Genomic DNA, 14,915 nt, shown 5'->3' with positions numbered 1-14,915 from the left:
TCGCTATTCACTTGCCACCATCTTAATAAAATTATCGCGCACTAAATCTGCCATTGTATTATTCCAGGCGATACCCACTTGCCAACTGAGATGATTTCCACTGAGTGGAATGATATTCATGGTTGGCGGCGCGATATGCACCACACTCTGTGGTAATAGCGCAACGCCGATACCAGCAATCACCAGCGCCAATATGGTCTGAATATCCTCAACTTCTTGCATGGCGGACGCATACAATTGATTTGATTGCAAAAATAGATCAATTTGTGCATTTAACCCACGGCCACGTTCAGTATATAAACGCAGTAATGGCAGGTATTTTAACCACTCATCGAGACCGCGTGTTTTATCTTGCGGCACGACCAGCACCAAGCGGTCTTCAAATAAAGGGTGAAAATCTAATGGCGCTTTTGGCGGTACGCGAACAAAGCCTATTTGCAGTTCACCGCGAGTTAATAATGCATATTGTTCCGCTGAGGGAATATCTTCCAATGTGACGGAAATCGCGGGGAATTGCTGTCTGAATTTCGCGATATAGTGCGGCGCGGTATAGAACGTCGATAAGCCAAATCCTATCGCAATAAACCCCTCAATACCCTGAGCCACTCGGGCGGCATGTTGCAGAAAAAACTCAGATTGACTGACCGTTTTCTCTGCCTCCGCGAGCAACTGTTGCCCACTGGGGGTGAGTGCTGCGCCATGTCGTCCACGGGTAAATAAGGGGATATTCAACATAGATTCCAATAGGTTAATCTGCTTGGTTAGTGCTGGTTGTGTCACGCAAAGGGCTTGCGCAGCCTCCCCGTAGTTGCCTTTTTGCGCGAGCATAACAAAGGCTTTTAGCAACTTTATATTCACTTTTTCATTCCTATTGGTAATCAAAAAAGGAAAATCATTCATTATAAAGTTATCAATACTGCTGCTGTAATAGCAATGATAAAAATCAGCAATGGATATCCGAGGAGGATAAAGTGACCGAATCTGTATTGATAACAGCTGCAACGGTACAATTCCAACATCAGGCCAATAACAAGCAATATAACTTGTGGATCATTGAAAAATTTATTGAGCAGGCGGCTCTGAAAAATATCAAAATATTGGCTTTTCCAGAGATGTGCATTACGGGGTATTGGCATGTGCCTAAATTGACCGCAGCACAGGTTAAGGCCTTAGCTGAGCCAATCGAAAGCAGCCCATCCATTGCCTTAGTGCGGGCATTAGCGGTGAAACATCAAATGTTGATTGGCGTCGGCCTGATTGAACAGGCAAATGACGGGCGTCTCTATAATGCGTATGTCGCATGCATGCCGGATGGATCTTGGCATACTCATCGTAAATTGCATGCTTTTGAGCACCAAGCTATCAGTAGCGGTGATTCTTACACGGTCTTTGATACGCCGTGGGGGGTAAAAGTGGGCATTCTTATCTGCTGGGATAACAATCTGGTGGAGAATGTTCGCGCAACCACTTTGCTCGGGGCCGATATATTATTAGCGCCTCATCAAACCGGCGGAACGCATTCACGCAGCCCTTATGGTATGAAGCCAATTCCCCTCGAACTGTGGCAGCAACGTGCTGAAAGAAAAGAGGAAATGACGGCAGCCATTCGCGGGAGCAATGGCAGGGAATGGCTGATGCGCTGGTTACCAGCCCGCGCGCATGATAATGGCCTGTTTATTCTGTTCAGTAATGGGATTGGGGCGGATGATGATGAAGTTCGTACCGGCAATGCCATGATCTTGGACCCTTATGGCCGCATTATCAATGAAACATGGCAAGCGGCTGACACCATGGTCAGTGCCGAGTTGGACCTGTCTTTAATCCCACTCAGCACCGGACGACGCTGGATCTATGGCCGTCGGCCCGATTTGTATTCTATTTTGACTCAGCGGCAGGGTTACGAACGCGATGCTATTTCAGCACGTTTTTCAGATGATATTCCTAACCTAAAAAATAAATAGATTCACAACAACAGGGGGCTGGGAAACCAGCCTACCGGCGAACTCCCGTACCAATACTGATACTGGATATGCCGCTCGAACCGCCACTCACCCCTACATGGCCGGTATTGGCGCAGGCCACCAGTAATAAAGTGAGCATCACGAGAGTTAATTTTTTCATTTGACGCCCTTAGTTAGATAAATATAAGCCGCCTGGCATTATAACATTCATTATATCACTACCGTCCATAATGACAGCCTATGGAGACTCGAATTCCATACTGAGTGACAGCGGAATAAGTCGCCTTGTCAGCGATATACAGCGCAAATGGTGAGTTGCACCAAGCTTATTCAACCCGATTGGTGACGGTATCTGTTTAATAATCAGATCATTGTTTTGCACCTAATCGAGAGAATCGCTTATGCACTTTACTCAAGCTATTGCCAGACTCCCTGCTGATACTTGTGGTCACGGCCAGACCACCTCCCAATTGGGCGCGCCGGATGTTGCCGTCACCGGTCAACAATTTCTGGCTTATGTAGATACTTTGCTGCGACTGGGTCTGAAAGTGACCATCTTACCGGCGGCACCGGCCTTCCCGGATGCCCACTTTGTCGAAGATACCGCGGTGGTTATGCAGGAACTGGCGGTGATAACTCACCCCGGCGCGCCCAGTCGGCAAGGCGAAGTGGACACCATAGAGCCACTGTTTACCGACCGCCCGGTTTTTCGCATGAGTCACCACGGGCACCTTGATGGCGGTGATGTGTTATTGGTGGATAAACAGTTTTTCATCGGGCTGACATCGCGCACTGATGAAGCGGGCATTAGCGAATTTACTGCGGCGGTGGAGCGCTATGGCTATCGCGTGACCGCCATTGAAGTGAGTGCCGGGCTGCACCTAAAATCTATTGTTAACTATGTGGGCCGCAATACCTTGCTGCTAACCGAAGATTACCAACATCATCCTGCCTTTGCCGACTTTACTACTATTGTAATTCCCGAAGCGGAGTCTTACGCCGGTAATACCTTATGGATCAATGATACGCTGATTACGCCGCGAGGTTATCCTGATACCTTGGCGCAAATTGAAAAACTGGGGATGCCCATTATTCAACTTGATACCAGTGAATTTAAAAAAATGGATGGCGGCTTAACCTGCCTCTCACTTCGTTTCTAATCTTTGCCAACACTGGGACTTTAATGATGAAAAAAACATTAGCTGCATTATTGACTGGCTTGATACTTTCCGCGCCCGTGGCGGCTCAAACAATAGAAACGATCAGTTTTGGTGTGGATGGCGGATACCCACCTTTTGATGTTCTGGCCCCTAGCGGCGAGATCACCGGTTTTGATATTGATATCGCGAATGCTTTGTGTGACAACCTGCATGCCAAGTGTGTTTTCGTCAAGCAACCCTTTGAAAGCATGATTGCGGCCCTGAATGCGCGTAAGTTTGATGCCATTATTGCGTCGCTAAGTATTACCGATGAGCGCAAAAAAGAAGTCGATTTCACTGACCGCTATTACCGCAGTGCCGCGCAATTAGTCGCGCGCAAAGGCAGCCCATTATCACCGGATGTTGCCAGCCTGAAAGGAAAAACCGTCGGGGTTCAGACCGGGTCTATCCATGAAACTTACGCGAAAAAACATTGGGGCGGGCAAGGGGTCAAAATTGTCTCTTACGCCAATCAGGACAATGTCTATCTCGATCTGCTGTCAGGGCGCATCAACGCCTCGTTACAAGATAATATTCAAGCCGCCAGTAGCTTTATCGACACCCCGCGCGGGCAGAAATTTGCTTTTGCTGGGCCAGTCATTCAAGACGCAACTATCTCCTCCGATGTCGGTATCGCCGTCGGTAAAGATAATCCGGCCTTGCGCGATGCGCTTAATGGGGCCATAAAGGCGATTCGTGCTGATGGCACCTATGATGCCATTCAGAAAAAGTATTTTAGTTTCGATATTTACGGCGAGTAATTTTTTGCCGTGATTTTTGCGAGCACCGGGCAATGGTACCCACGCCCGGTTGCTGTTGGTTAGCCTCGGGAGGTCGATAATGGTCACAGACTATTTGCCGTTACTGGCACAAGGGGCGGGGTTATCACTGTGCGTGATGCTGCTATCACTGGCTGTCGCGCTCACACTTGGCCTTATCAATGCGGTTATCAAGCTTTTTGGCCCGCGCTGGTTACGTTGGGTCTCAACCGGTTACACCACCTTAGTGCGTGGTATTCCTGAACTGGTAATTATGCTGCTGCTATTCTTTGGTGGCGAAATGCTGGTGAATGGTTTTCTCGGCTTGTTGGGATTGGGGCCGGTGCGCTTCAATACTTTTATTTCCGGCGTACTGGCCATCGGCATTGTCTTTGGCGCCTATTACACGGAAACTTTCCGTGGTGCTTTTCAAACCGTCGATCGTGGTCAGTTGGAAGCCGCAATGGCTTACGGCATGCGCCCCAGTCAGGTATTCCGGCGCATTATGCTGCCGCAAATGCTCAGTTTTGCCATTCCCGGCATCAATAATAACTGGCTCGGTCTGATGAAAGCCTCGGCCTTGATATCCATTCTGGGATTGGAAGATATGGTGTGGCTGGCCGAGCAGGCAGGGCGCGCGACACAAAAACCTTTCCTGTTTTACTTCCTGGTGGCGATGATTTATATGGTCATTACCGCGTTGTCCAGTTGGGGCTTTAGTCTGTTGGCGCGGCGTTATGCGCTATCGACTTCAACGGCGGCGAGGGCGCGCTGATGAATCTGCCAACCCTACTGGAAGCCATGCCGACATTTCTCTACAGCGACGGCTCTGAAACTACCGGTCTGGCGATGACGGCCAAACTGTTTTTACTCTCGGTGTTCCCCGGTTTATTGCTGGCGCTAGTGATGGCGGTCGGGCAAGCATTCGGCCCACGCCCGCTGGCCTGGCTTATCCGCAGTATGACTTATTTCTTTCGTAGCACGCCGCTCTACCTGCAACTCATGCTTATTTACTATGGTTTGTCGCAGTTTGATATTGTGCAGTTGGGCTGGCAGGACGACCAACCTTTTTGGTTGCTATTTCGGGATGCCACTTTCTGCGCCACACTGGCCTTGGTGCTCAATACCAGTGCTTATGTCGCGGAGTTATTGGCTGGCATGATGGTGACTTTCCCGCGTCAGGAGTGGGTGGCGGGTGAAGCGTTTGGTATGAGTCAGTGGCAAATCATTCGCCGTTTGGTGTTACCGGCGACATTACGCCGTGGTATTCCGGCGTTGAATAACGAAATGGTGTTCTTGCTGCATGCCACTTCTCTGGCCAGCACCGTCACCTTGCTCGATATCACTGGCGTGGCACGGGCTTTCTATGCCGCCACTTATTCACCCTTTATTCCGTTTTTGATAGCGGCTGCGCTTTATTTACTCTGTACCTTTATCTTGATTTTCTTGTTTTCGCGCGCAGAACGGCGCTGGCTAGCCTTTGCCCGCCATGATTGAATCCGGCGGGCAACCCAGCTTTAAGTATTTTTAACAGCTTTAGCATTTTTAACAGCGTTAAGCGCGTTTGATAGCTTGTAACTCAGTGATGGTGACAATTTTATCGACGCGGAATTTTTTGCTGGTGAGCCAGGTGTCGGCCAATAGTCGGTAATGCTCCATATTGCGGCAGCCAATGCGCACCAAAAAATCAAAACTCCCGCCGACCAACCAGCAATCCAGCACTTCGGGCGTTTTACGCACTTCTTGCTCGAAAGCCGCCTGTGAGTGTCCGTGGTCGGCCAAGGCAATTTGTGCTTGGATAACAAAGGTATGCTCAGGTTCCGGCAGCTCAATAATCGCGCTGTAGCCACGGATAATACCGGCACGCTCCAGCAGCCGAACCCGCTCCAGACAGGGGCGGGCGGTCAAATTGACCTGCTCGGATAGCTTCTGATAAGAGATACGGCCATCCTGGCTGAGGATTTCAAGGATTTTTTTGTCAATTCGGTCAAGCCGGGGTTTCTTTTCCACAGATAGGACGTCCAATGAAAATCAATAACCATAAGTTACCTGAACATGCCCTGAGTGGGCAGCGTCAATTAACCAGTTTTCATTTCGGCCAGCCGGGTGTGGGCGAGAAAATCTACATACAGGCTGGCCTACATGCCGATGAACTGCCCGGAATGCTGGTATTACATTATCTTAAAAGATTACTGAGCCAGGCGGAACGGCGCGGAGAAATTCAGAGTGAAATAATTATTGTGCCAATCGCTAACCCTGTTGGTATGGCGCAAGTGCTACTAAACAGTGGAATAGGCCGCTTTGATTTGGTCAGTGGCCGCAATTTTAATCGTGATTTTCCCAATCTGGCCCAGTTAGTCCATCAGCAATTGGGCGCGGCCGTATTAAGCGAAAAAGAGAATCTGCGGCAACCCATTCGCCGTGCCATGGTGGCGGCATTGCAAGATTTACCGGCGCGGAGTGAAGTCGATGCCTTGCGCCAACACTTGCTAATGTTGGCCTGTGATGCCGATCTGGTGCTGGATTTGCACTGCGACGACAATGCTATTTTGCATCTGTACGCTGACCCGGCCTGGCGAGAATCAGCGGATATTCTCGCGCGTTTTTTGCATATCGACACCGTGCTACTGTCACAAGACAGCGGCGGCGGTTCTTTTGATGAGGCTTGCGGCTTGCCGTGGCACCGCTTAACGGCCTATTATCCTGACCTGGTTCCAGCTTGTATGGCGGTGACCGTTGAATTGCGCGGGCAGCAGGATGTCAGTCACCCATTAGCCAGTGCTGATGCCGAACGCCTGTATCAATATTTACAGCATCGTGGTGCGATTGTCGGCGAACGACCCGCGATCCCACCACGTGAAGTAGTGATGTTACCGTTCTCTGCGGGAGAGATAGTTAATGCCCCTGCCAGTGGCTTGCTGTTGCTATTGCGTCAGCCGGGTGAATGGGTTGCTAAGGATGAAGTGGTCGCTGAAATCATTGACCCAATAACGGATACAGTCAAAGCGGTGCGGGCCAAAGCGGGCGGAATAATCTATGCCAGCAGACGCGCGCCCTTTGTGACCTTGGGCGCTGAAGTGATGAAAATTGCCGGAAAAACCCCCTACGCAGGCGGTGGGGGGTTAGCATCCTAAATCAGTGATAAGTGGTCAAAATCGGATGCATCATGACGTTCAGCTAACTGTTCTTCTGGTGCACCCCAAGTTTTATTGACGATACGGCCGCGCTGTACTGCAGGGCGCTTGGCAATAGCTTCAGTCCAACGTATTAGGTTAGTGTATGATTTCACGTCCAGGAATTCACCCGCTTCATATTGCAAGCCCAATACCAGGTTGCCGTACCATGGCCAGATAGCAATATCCGCAATAGAATACTCATCACCGGCGATATATTCATGAGTCGCGAGCTGGGTATTGAGCAAATCAAGCTGACGTTTGGCTTCCATGGTGAAACGGTCGATGGCGTATTCGATTTTTACCGGTGCATAGTGATAAAAATGACCAAACCCGCCGCCTAAATAGGGGGCTGCGCCCTGTAACCAGAATAGCCAATTGAGCGCTTCGGTTCTTGCCGCAGGGGATTTTGGCAGGAAATGACCGAATTTATCCGCTAAATAAAGCAAAATGGCGCCAGATTCAAATACCCTGACCGGCGGGGTGGTTGAATGGTCCATCAAGGCTGGGATCTTTGAATTTGGATTGACGGCAACAAAACCACTCGAGAACTGATCACCCTCACCGATACGAATCAGATGAGCATCATATTCCGCGTCTTTTTCGCCCAAAGCCAGCAACTCCTCCAGCAGAATGGTGACCTTCTGACCATTCGGCGTCCCCATGGAATACAGCTGCAAGGGGTGTTTACCCACCGGCAGGGTAGCTTCATGTCTGGTGCCCGCCGTCGGGCGGTTGATCTTCGACCAAACACCGCCGCTGGCGTTGTTTTCTGTCCAGACTTTCGGTGGCTGATATTCGTTATCTTTCATCATGGATGACCTTTTTGCGAATGAAGGCGAAAATAATATTCACAGTGATTATGCATCATCCATAAAGAATAACAGGGATAATATTTCTGTCACCCCAGCTCCCTATAGTGAAATTTCGCCCATAGGGGCGCTATGCCCTCCGCTCCGGTTATAGGCGACCCGGTATGAGAAATGGATCAATGACAACCGCTGTCCCGCCACCAAAATCGAGAAGTTGTTTGTTCAAATTCAATTGAGTGCAATAGTCTCTCGGCACTGGAGGATCTTCATTATTGTTGTTAACACCAGCAGCCAGACCATTACCTAAGCTAACCATCCAGTGACCATTCCACGAAAGCTGATGTTCAAAAATATGGACGATGTGCCCGCGAGGTATCATTGGAAGTCTGTTCGTGGGACTAAAGGCACCATTCCAAATAACAGTACCTCGACCGAAAGCAGCAGTTAATGCAGATTCGGTATTTGCATTACGGTATTTCAGAAGCCAAGGCAACGACACCAAACCACTCTTAAATAGCCATAGCATTACAGCATCATAGCATGTTGGCGTAAGGCGTTTTCCCGCAAAATCTTGCCTGGTCGCAGCCAAATAATCATCAGTATCAGGGAATGATGGTCTCCAACGCTGAGCAGCATTTGCCAAATTATCTTGATTGTTAGTCGTCGAAATGAACATTCTTAGCCCGTCGCGAATTTGCGCTTCTGCTTTGTTTTTCCAAAAACGGAGACTCAAATCCTTCCAATTAGAGGGCAAACGATTTTTTGGTGTTAACACCGAAGCTGTCCCCGACATACTTGGCCATAACCCAGAGTTAAATACGAATTGACAGGTGAGTAAAGCCATCAGGGCATGGTACTGCAGGGGACCCTGCTGACTTAAATGTAAAGAAATGCAGCCCCAGTTAGCCGATGTGCTCAGATCCTGATTAATCCCTGATTCGTGACCATGTATCAATGCTTCTATCTGAACCGCCAGACTAAAACCAATGTTTGATTTAATGTATCCTATGGCGGTATCTAAGTTGTTCTGTTTCAACTTTAATTTGTCCTTTTTGCATTCCTGGTAGAGCCGTAAGCGCTCGATAGATTCCCGTCTCCGCCTGCAGACGCTTTACACACGCCAAGCACCCTTTATCCTATTTTGCGCCGGCAACAGTGAACCGTTGCTCAATAACGTCCCTGATTTCCTGGATAAACTTCATCGGGGTCAGGCTATCACGATGGTGGGAGCAAACAGAATTACTGAACTAATAACTGACTCAATTACTCCTGAAAAGCCCGTGCAGTTCATAGCGCGGGCTTTTACTCTTCAATATCCTGCTTCATACCGCACTTTTGATGCTTCTTTAACCTGTCTTTCAAGAAGATTAAGTGTCGTGGATAATACATTCTCTTGCTCTCTGAACCACTTATCTTTATCGGGTAAAGAAGTGGCCAGTCGCCATGAATCTTCTTCCTCAAGTGTGTTCAGCTCGTGCAATATCACATCAATTTGTTTCCTGACATCATTAATTTTTCTGCGAAGCCGTTCAAGGTCATCAATAAGGTCGCTGGCCATCAGTGGCTCAAGCCCTTGCTTTAAACTCTCCAGCAAAGCATGAATTGTCGGGAAATCCCCTTTTTGGCGAGCTTGATTAAGCTGAACCATCAGCTGATGGGCTTTTTCTTTAAACTCATCCGCCACTAAATCTGGATGGCACAGCCGGCTAGCTTGCCGCCACAATCGCTTGAGTTCCTGACGTTGTTCAGAAGAGAGTTTCTTATCGTTATGGAGCCGCTGTTCGGCATCGGTTTGTTTTTCCTGATAACTTTCGTATTTTTCTTTGGCTTCTTCACGGGCTTTGCGCGTTGACTCAGTATTGCGGGTGCAAAAACTGTCTTCCAATTCTTTGAGCTCCGCCAGCAATGCGGTAATCAACTCGGCTTGTTGCTGAATCCGATTGCGAATCTCAATAGTTTCATTCGAGAGGGTGGAGAGTGACAGCCAGCGCTGTTTTAGCGCAGCAAGCTCATCTATAGCTTGAGAAATATACTGTTGGCAGTTGCGATAATCGCGCTCTCTGCGACGGGCTTCCGCCTCGGCTTTACGCAAGGTACTTTCCGCCAACTGTTTGCGCAAATTGAGAATTTGCTTCATCAATGGGCCAAGGCGCACCAGGTAAAGGTCATTAAAATCATCTAGCAACTGAATGCGTTCATTACGTTTATCAATTAAATCGCTTAGCTGTTCTTCCAGTGCTTTCAGCTCAAGCTTGCAAGCTGACAATTCGATATCTTGCCACTGCGTGACACCTTGCTTACTGCCCAACCATGCTGAAATAGCCTCCAGAGCATGGGTGAATTTTCCCTGTTCGATCGCTATGACGATAAAAACAAGCACAGCATCCTGAGTCTCACTTTTAAGATAAGGGAGTTGATGCCGAATAATGTCGTCATCTTCAAGCTCAATACCGCTTTTAATGATCTCCAGCCGTTTAATGAGTTTTTTCATAAATATAGAATTTGCTGATAGCGTAGACAGGATAGCTACATACTAAACAACGGCTTCGCATTGTTCCAGATGAATGAGGAGTGATCCTGTCCTGATAATAAGATAGTTAAGCGGGCATGTGCGATAAATCACATTCAACGCGTCGATGGCAAAATCAAAGTGAATCTAAAGGGCTGAGAGAGACGATTTCCCAACACGGCTACGTGAATTCTGCATCATAGGGTACTTCCACTGTGGCGATCCCCGCGGGGGAACTTGTAAGTTCTGCTCTTTTTACTTGATATTATTTATTTGAATATGGGGTTAGCTCTGAACGCTAGGTTTTACAAACTTAGGCGGGATATATAAATCTAAACCTAAGTGACCACAATATTCTCTAAACATATTTATGGATCTAACACCGGACTTTTCGTATATCAGTCTTAATTTGTTTTCTATTGTCCTATGCGATAAAGACAGTCTTTTGGCAACCATTTTAGAAGTCATCGGCTGTAATATGAAAAAAATTATCTCAAGTTCTTTCTCGTTGAACAGATCTGTGGGCGGAGTCAGGGTTAATACTGAGGGGGTGCGGCGGTCGACATATTGGGAAAGAGAAATAAAATTTAATTTACTGGCATTTGTTAATGTCCCTATACATTCACCAACTTTATTGTAAATCGGAAACCTGGGTAAATAATAAGGTTCTAATATTTTGTTTCGTCCATAAAAATTGGTTGAAATAATGGCGACTCGTTTTCCACTTTTTTCCGCTTTTCTATCATTTGCTTGATATTGTTCAGCAAATTCTGCCCAATCTGCAGGACATTCGTTATCTAATCTTCCCTCAATATCAAAGTCAGCGGGTAAACTTAAAAAGTCCAGACCCGCTTGATTTACATACACATAACGGGATTCGCAATCTCTTATAACCCAAGGTTCATTACTGTATTCCATAATAGAAATCAGCGGCAGTGAATTCAGGGACTCTACAATTAATTTTTTGGCATTCAGTGGCTTATTTTTTTCATCCATGACTAACTCAGCCTCTCAACTTTTGCTTTACTAAAAGTAAAAATTAATTCGACGATTGATTCTAACTATTTAAATCCTACTCCAGCAAACTCACAACATCAAGAAAGTTTCATTTATTAATCCTTTTATAAATTAATTTATCTGCCTAAGTATTCTTTGCAAGAAGAATATTATATTTAATATAATGCTAATTATTATATTAAACTCAATTTTTGCTTAGTCAGCGCATTCTTGACGGTGAAATAGAAGGCGCCATAAGGCCACATGTGGTTATCCGGCAATTTCTGACGACGTAGGCCGCAACTCAACATCTGCGCAGGGCCGCCAGCCGCTTAACTTATGCGCAGGCCGTTTTGTGGATTGAGCCGTTATTAGGTTTACTGGATGAAGCCAACAAAGACCGGCAAAGTATTAGAGAAATAGAACGCATCAGGGCAACACCCGCACCGCAATTATAAAAATCATGCCCGCACATCGCGGGCTTTTTTTAATCCACTTCTGACGGGCAATCATGCTGCCAGTTCTACAGATTTCACGTAGCGCTATCGGACAAGAATGAGGGAGGGGCTTTAATTTGTCGTTTTGCTATTTGTCGCTAAAGTATGGAGCACCGGAGCATGACGCTACTTAACGGGTGACGAGCGGGTTAGTAGAAGAAACCCTTAGCGCATAAGCCGGTTCACTCATAGATATTCAATTTAACATAATATACATTATGCGCACCGTGGTAAGAATGGGCAGAATCTGGGGTTTTGTAGTCATGAATGTTCAGGTCGCTCAGCTTTCTCTATTGCTTACTTCAGCGGTTGCGGCAGCGTCAAGACCCACAGTTCACTGAGCGATTCCGGTTTCTCCAGCGGGCGCAGTTCAATACGGGTCGACACAGCTTTGCCGTCCAGGCTCAGATTACCCTGTTTATTCAACTTATAATCGCCAATTTTCTTCGCCTTTGGCTCCGCGTCTACCAAACTGGCCTGCAGGCCAAAATCGTTATCGTTAATTACCGCCAATGTGCGATTGTCGATCAGCGACAACCCTTCGACCTTCTCCTGTTGCCAACCTAACTTGCGCAGATCTACCACTTCCCGTTTCTGCGCCAACTTCACGCCGCGTTTGGCGAGTTCTTTCGCATCATCAAATTCCAATGCTTTGCCTTTGCCATCGAAAGCCGACAGGTCGGTCGCCAGGCTGAGATCAACCAGGTAGATCTTGTTGATCATCTGTTTGTCCTTATCACTGCCCTGCTCAACCAACAAAATATGCTGGTTGTCTACAGCCACAATGTCTCCCACTTTGGCGTCTTTGGCCTTTTTATAGTTGTCGATATCGATCGGATAACCGTACATTGCCGTTTTGCCAGTGGTGGGATCAAAACTGATCAGGCGTGTGAACTGTGCCTTGCTCTTGCTTTTGCCCTCAACATCGAGCGTGCTCTGCACGGCAGCCAGAATGCGCCCGTCCGGCAAGCGAGTAATACCTTCAAAACCACGATTAGGTTGACGCCACTTGATAATATTCGGCAATCCGCCAGCCACCGCCTGCTCGCCCTGCTCCGGTGACGGACCGTATTTGGCAAGGATCTTGCCTTGGCTGTCGATATGGATCAGGAACGGACCATATTCGTCACACAGCCAATAGCCGCCTTTGCCATCCGCCGTAATACCTTCGGTATCCAGTCCACGCCGATCGCCCTGCAAGATTTTCAGCGTATCACTCAACGCGACTTCATTGGTTGAACCAATTAGACCTGCCGGTAGTGGCAACCCGCTAATAGGCCCTTGCTGGTCATGCAGTGGGCGTGAATTGCTGGCAACCGCCTTACCACCACCGACACGAATATCCATCAACAGCGGGACGAAATCAGGGTTGGCGAAAATTTTGGCTTCCTGTTCACCGACCGCAGGCGCATCGGCATTGGGGCCACGGTCGGTCACTGTGGTCAACAGCAGGTCATCGCCTTCACGACCATTGAATACCAGACCCGAGCCGATGCCTACCGGTAATCCCTGCGGGAAGTTCTTAGCGAACGCGCCCTGATAACTTACATGCTCACCGCCGGGAAAACTGACAATATAGCGTGCGACTTCGACCTCAGTGGCGGCATAAGACAACAGAGGAAATAACGAACTGATTAACAGTGAAACCGATTTTATTTTCATGGTTCTGGCTCAAAATTAAGGGTGTAGGGTTGGCAGCTTTCTAATATATTAGCCTCACATGACAATGCAATGACAAACAATCTTTCCGTTTCCCAGGGCGACCAATCCAGTCTGATTAAACGAGATTCTTGTATGAGCTTTATTATCGTGACAGTGTCACACACCTCGGCTCTTTTTAAACCCTGTAGAATCTAGTATGCTCAAAATATGTCAGCGATTTTCCGGATTTGAAACGTGATTTCAGTGGTTGAGATTTTTTATTTATATCGATTTAAATCATAAGTTATTTAGATAGCCACGCGATACGGCAATGGCATCCTGCTGTACTTAAGAGTATGTTAATCATATCAATTATATTATTGGCACTGAAAAATAAGGAATGCACATGATCGTTTTCGTCACAGGCGCGACCTCTGGGTTTGGTGAGGCTATCACTCGCAAGTTTATCAGTCACGGTCATCAGGTTATTGCAACGGGGCGGCGTCAGGAACGGTTGGAAGAATTAAAGGCCGAATTAGGTGAACCGCTGCATATTGTGCGGTTAGATGTCCGTAATCGCGCGGCTATTCAACATGTTATTGATGAACTCCCTGCGGAGCTGAAAAACATTGATGTGCTGGTCAATAATGCCGGTTTGGCGTTGGGGCTGGAGCCTGCTCACAAAGCCAATGTTGAAGATTGGGACACGATGATTGACACCAATACCAAAGGTTTGGTGAATATGACCCGAGCTTTGCTTCCTGCCATGGTGGCGCGCGATGTGGGTCATATTATTAATATCGGCTCTACCGCGGCTAGCTGGCCTTATGCCGGCGGCAATGTTTATGGTGCGACCAAAGCTTTTGTTAAGCAGTTTAGTCTGGGGCTGCGCGCCGATTTGCATGGTACCCATATCCGTGTAACGGATATTGAGCCAGGCATGGTCGGTGGCACTGAATTCTCGGCCGTTCGTTTTAAAGGCGACGGGGATAAAGTCAATAAAACCTATGATGGCGCTAACCCGTTGACACCTGAAGATGTCGCTGAAGCAGTATATTGGGTGGCCACATTACCTGCTCGCGTGAATATCAACACACTGGAAATGATGCCGGTGAGCCAATCTTTTGCTGGATTAAGTATTCACCGCGAAGGTTAAAGGTAGCTGATATTCAGGCGGGGGTGTTTACTGCCCCGTCCTGAATATATAGGCATAAACTCTGATACTCATTCATCACGAATCTTCATCTTTTCGCAGAGATTGCAGTTATCGATTGAACACTTTATATCATTATACAGCCTTGATGCAGTTTTCTATGCTCTGTTTGGAGAATGGCTGTCGTTCCCCGTGACCGACAGTACCTGGTTGTCT

The 14,915-nt window shown here is 47.7% G+C and carries 15 protein-coding genes; 7 read left to right on the top strand and 8 right to left on the bottom strand.

The features are described from left to right. Positions 1-3: 3 nt before the first annotated feature. Positions 4-858, bottom strand: a complete 855-nt coding sequence (locus FTA91_RS03865) for a LysR family transcriptional regulator (RefSeq protein ID WP_145582971.1) — start codon at positions 856-858, stop codon at positions 4-6. Positions 859-971: 113 nt separating this feature from the next. On the opposite strand from FTA91_RS03865, the gene FTA91_RS03860 reads away from it, so the two are divergent. Then, positions 972-1,961 carry a nitrilase family protein gene (locus FTA91_RS03860; RefSeq protein WP_050114623.1) on the top strand — a complete coding sequence of 330 codons (990 nt, stop codon included), beginning with the start codon at positions 972-974 and terminating at the stop codon, positions 1,959-1,961. A gap of 31 nt (positions 1,962-1,992) precedes the next feature. On the opposite strand, the gene FTA91_RS20395 is transcribed toward FTA91_RS03860, so the two are convergent. Beyond that, complete coding sequence (locus FTA91_RS20395) at positions 1,993-2,121, bottom strand: hypothetical protein (RefSeq protein WP_259275165.1); 129 nt, start codon at positions 2,119-2,121, stop codon at positions 1,993-1,995. Positions 2,122-2,362: 241 nt separating this feature from the next. On the opposite strand from FTA91_RS20395, the gene FTA91_RS03855 reads away from it, so the two are divergent. The 4 genes from FTA91_RS03855 to FTA91_RS03840 all read left to right on the top strand — a co-directional run bounded on the left by FTA91_RS03855 (position 2,363) and on the right by FTA91_RS03840 (position 5,415). Continuing rightward, complete coding sequence (locus FTA91_RS03855) at positions 2,363-3,121, top strand: dimethylarginine dimethylaminohydrolase family protein (RefSeq protein ID WP_145582969.1); 759 nt, start codon at positions 2,363-2,365, stop codon at positions 3,119-3,121. A gap of 26 nt (positions 3,122-3,147) precedes the next feature. Continuing rightward, a complete protein-coding gene (locus tag FTA91_RS03850) occupies positions 3,148-3,921 on the top strand; it encodes an ABC transporter substrate-binding protein (RefSeq protein ID WP_050114695.1) in 774 nt (257 codons plus the stop codon). 79 nt (positions 3,922-4,000) lie between these two features. Beyond that, positions 4,001-4,693: an ABC transporter permease gene (locus FTA91_RS03845; protein WP_145582967.1), complete on the top strand. Its 693-nt coding sequence runs from the start codon at positions 4,001-4,003 to the stop codon at positions 4,691-4,693. Continuing rightward, a complete protein-coding gene (locus FTA91_RS03840) occupies positions 4,693-5,415 on the top strand; it encodes an ABC transporter permease (RefSeq protein ID WP_050114619.1) in 723 nt (240 codons plus the stop codon). The genes FTA91_RS03845 and FTA91_RS03840 overlap by 1 nt, the downstream gene beginning before the upstream one ends. A 57-nt stretch (positions 5,416-5,472) precedes the next feature. On the opposite strand, the gene FTA91_RS03835 is transcribed toward FTA91_RS03840, so the two are convergent. After that, positions 5,473-5,928: an Lrp/AsnC family transcriptional regulator gene (locus FTA91_RS03835; RefSeq protein WP_050114617.1), complete on the bottom strand. Its 456-nt coding sequence runs from the start codon at positions 5,926-5,928 to the stop codon at positions 5,473-5,475. 14 nt (positions 5,929-5,942) lie between these two features. Here FTA91_RS03835 and FTA91_RS03830 point away from each other — a divergent pair, with 14 nt between their 5' ends. After that, complete coding sequence (locus FTA91_RS03830; RefSeq protein WP_145535968.1) at positions 5,943-7,052, top strand: succinylglutamate desuccinylase/aspartoacylase family protein; 1,110 nt, start codon at positions 5,943-5,945, stop codon at positions 7,050-7,052. Here FTA91_RS03830 and yghU read toward each other — a convergent pair. The 5 genes from yghU to FTA91_RS03805 form a co-directional block, all read right to left on the bottom strand. Continuing rightward, positions 7,049-7,903: a glutathione-dependent disulfide-bond oxidoreductase gene (gene yghU, locus FTA91_RS03825; RefSeq protein WP_050114612.1), complete on the bottom strand. Its 855-nt coding sequence runs from the start codon at positions 7,901-7,903 to the stop codon at positions 7,049-7,051. The two genes, FTA91_RS03830 and yghU, sit on opposite strands and share 4 nt — an antisense overlap. A gap of 148 nt (positions 7,904-8,051) precedes the next feature. Beyond that, complete coding sequence (locus FTA91_RS03820) at positions 8,052-8,939, bottom strand: hypothetical protein (protein WP_050114609.1); 888 nt, start codon at positions 8,937-8,939, stop codon at positions 8,052-8,054. 273 nt (positions 8,940-9,212) lie between these two features. Next, positions 9,213-10,394, bottom strand: a complete 1,182-nt coding sequence (locus tag FTA91_RS03815) for a DnaJ family molecular chaperone (protein WP_050114607.1) — start codon at positions 10,392-10,394, stop codon at positions 9,213-9,215. A gap of 303 nt (positions 10,395-10,697) precedes the next feature. Further along, positions 10,698-11,408 carry a helix-turn-helix transcriptional regulator gene (locus FTA91_RS03810; RefSeq protein ID WP_050114606.1) on the bottom strand — a complete coding sequence of 237 codons (711 nt, stop codon included), beginning with the start codon at positions 11,406-11,408 and terminating at the stop codon, positions 10,698-10,700. 794 nt (positions 11,409-12,202) lie between these two features. Further along, positions 12,203-13,567 (bottom strand): esterase-like activity of phytase family protein, encoded by a 1,365-nt coding sequence (locus FTA91_RS03805; RefSeq protein WP_145582965.1) that lies wholly within the window; start codon positions 13,565-13,567, stop codon positions 12,203-12,205. Between the two features lie 385 nt (positions 13,568-13,952). Here FTA91_RS03805 and ydfG point away from each other — a divergent pair, with 385 nt between their 5' ends. Then, positions 13,953-14,702, top strand: a complete 750-nt coding sequence (gene ydfG / locus FTA91_RS03800; RefSeq protein ID WP_050114599.1) for a bifunctional NADP-dependent 3-hydroxy acid dehydrogenase/3-hydroxypropionate dehydrogenase YdfG — start codon at positions 13,953-13,955, stop codon at positions 14,700-14,702. The last annotated feature ends 213 nt before the right edge of the window (positions 14,703-14,915 follow it).

Origin of the sequence: Yersinia thracica (assembly GCF_902170565.1) — a bacterium.
In the GTDB taxonomy this organism is placed as follows: Bacteria; Pseudomonadota; Gammaproteobacteria; order Enterobacterales; family Enterobacteriaceae; genus Yersinia; species Yersinia thracica.
Note: the sequence above shows the minus strand (reverse complement) of the source record. Positions and strands in the feature narration are given on the sequence as shown.

Bases quoted from the DNA above. Each gene is read 5' to 3' on its own strand.
- FTA91_RS03805 (WP_145582965.1), bottom strand. From the start codon at position 13,567: ATGAAAATAAAATCGGTTTCACTGTTAATCAGTTCGTTATTTCCTCTG.
- FTA91_RS03810 (WP_050114606.1), bottom strand. From the start codon at position 11,408: ATGGATGAAAAAAATAAGCCACTGAATGCCAAAAAATTAATTGTAGAG.
- FTA91_RS20395 (WP_259275165.1), bottom strand. From the start codon at position 2,121: ATGAAAAAATTAACTCTCGTGATGCTCACTTTATTACTGGTGGCCTGC.
- FTA91_RS03855 (WP_145582969.1), top strand. From the start codon at position 2,363: ATGCACTTTACTCAAGCTATTGCCAGACTCCCTGCTGATACTTGTGGT.
- FTA91_RS03830 (WP_145535968.1), top strand. From the start codon at position 5,943: ATGAAAATCAATAACCATAAGTTACCTGAACATGCCCTGAGTGGGCAG.
- FTA91_RS03845 (WP_145582967.1), top strand. From the start codon at position 4,001: ATGGTCACAGACTATTTGCCGTTACTGGCACAAGGGGCGGGGTTATCA.
- ydfG (WP_050114599.1), top strand. From the start codon at position 13,953: ATGATCGTTTTCGTCACAGGCGCGACCTCTGGGTTTGGTGAGGCTATC.
- yghU (WP_050114612.1), bottom strand. From the start codon at position 7,903: ATGAAAGATAACGAATATCAGCCACCGAAAGTCTGGACAGAAAACAAC.
- FTA91_RS03815 (WP_050114607.1), bottom strand. From the start codon at position 10,394: ATGAAAAAACTCATTAAACGGCTGGAGATCATTAAAAGCGGTATTGAG.
- FTA91_RS03840 (WP_050114619.1), top strand. From the start codon at position 4,693: ATGAATCTGCCAACCCTACTGGAAGCCATGCCGACATTTCTCTACAGC.
- FTA91_RS03850 (WP_050114695.1), top strand. From the start codon at position 3,148: ATGAAAAAAACATTAGCTGCATTATTGACTGGCTTGATACTTTCCGCG.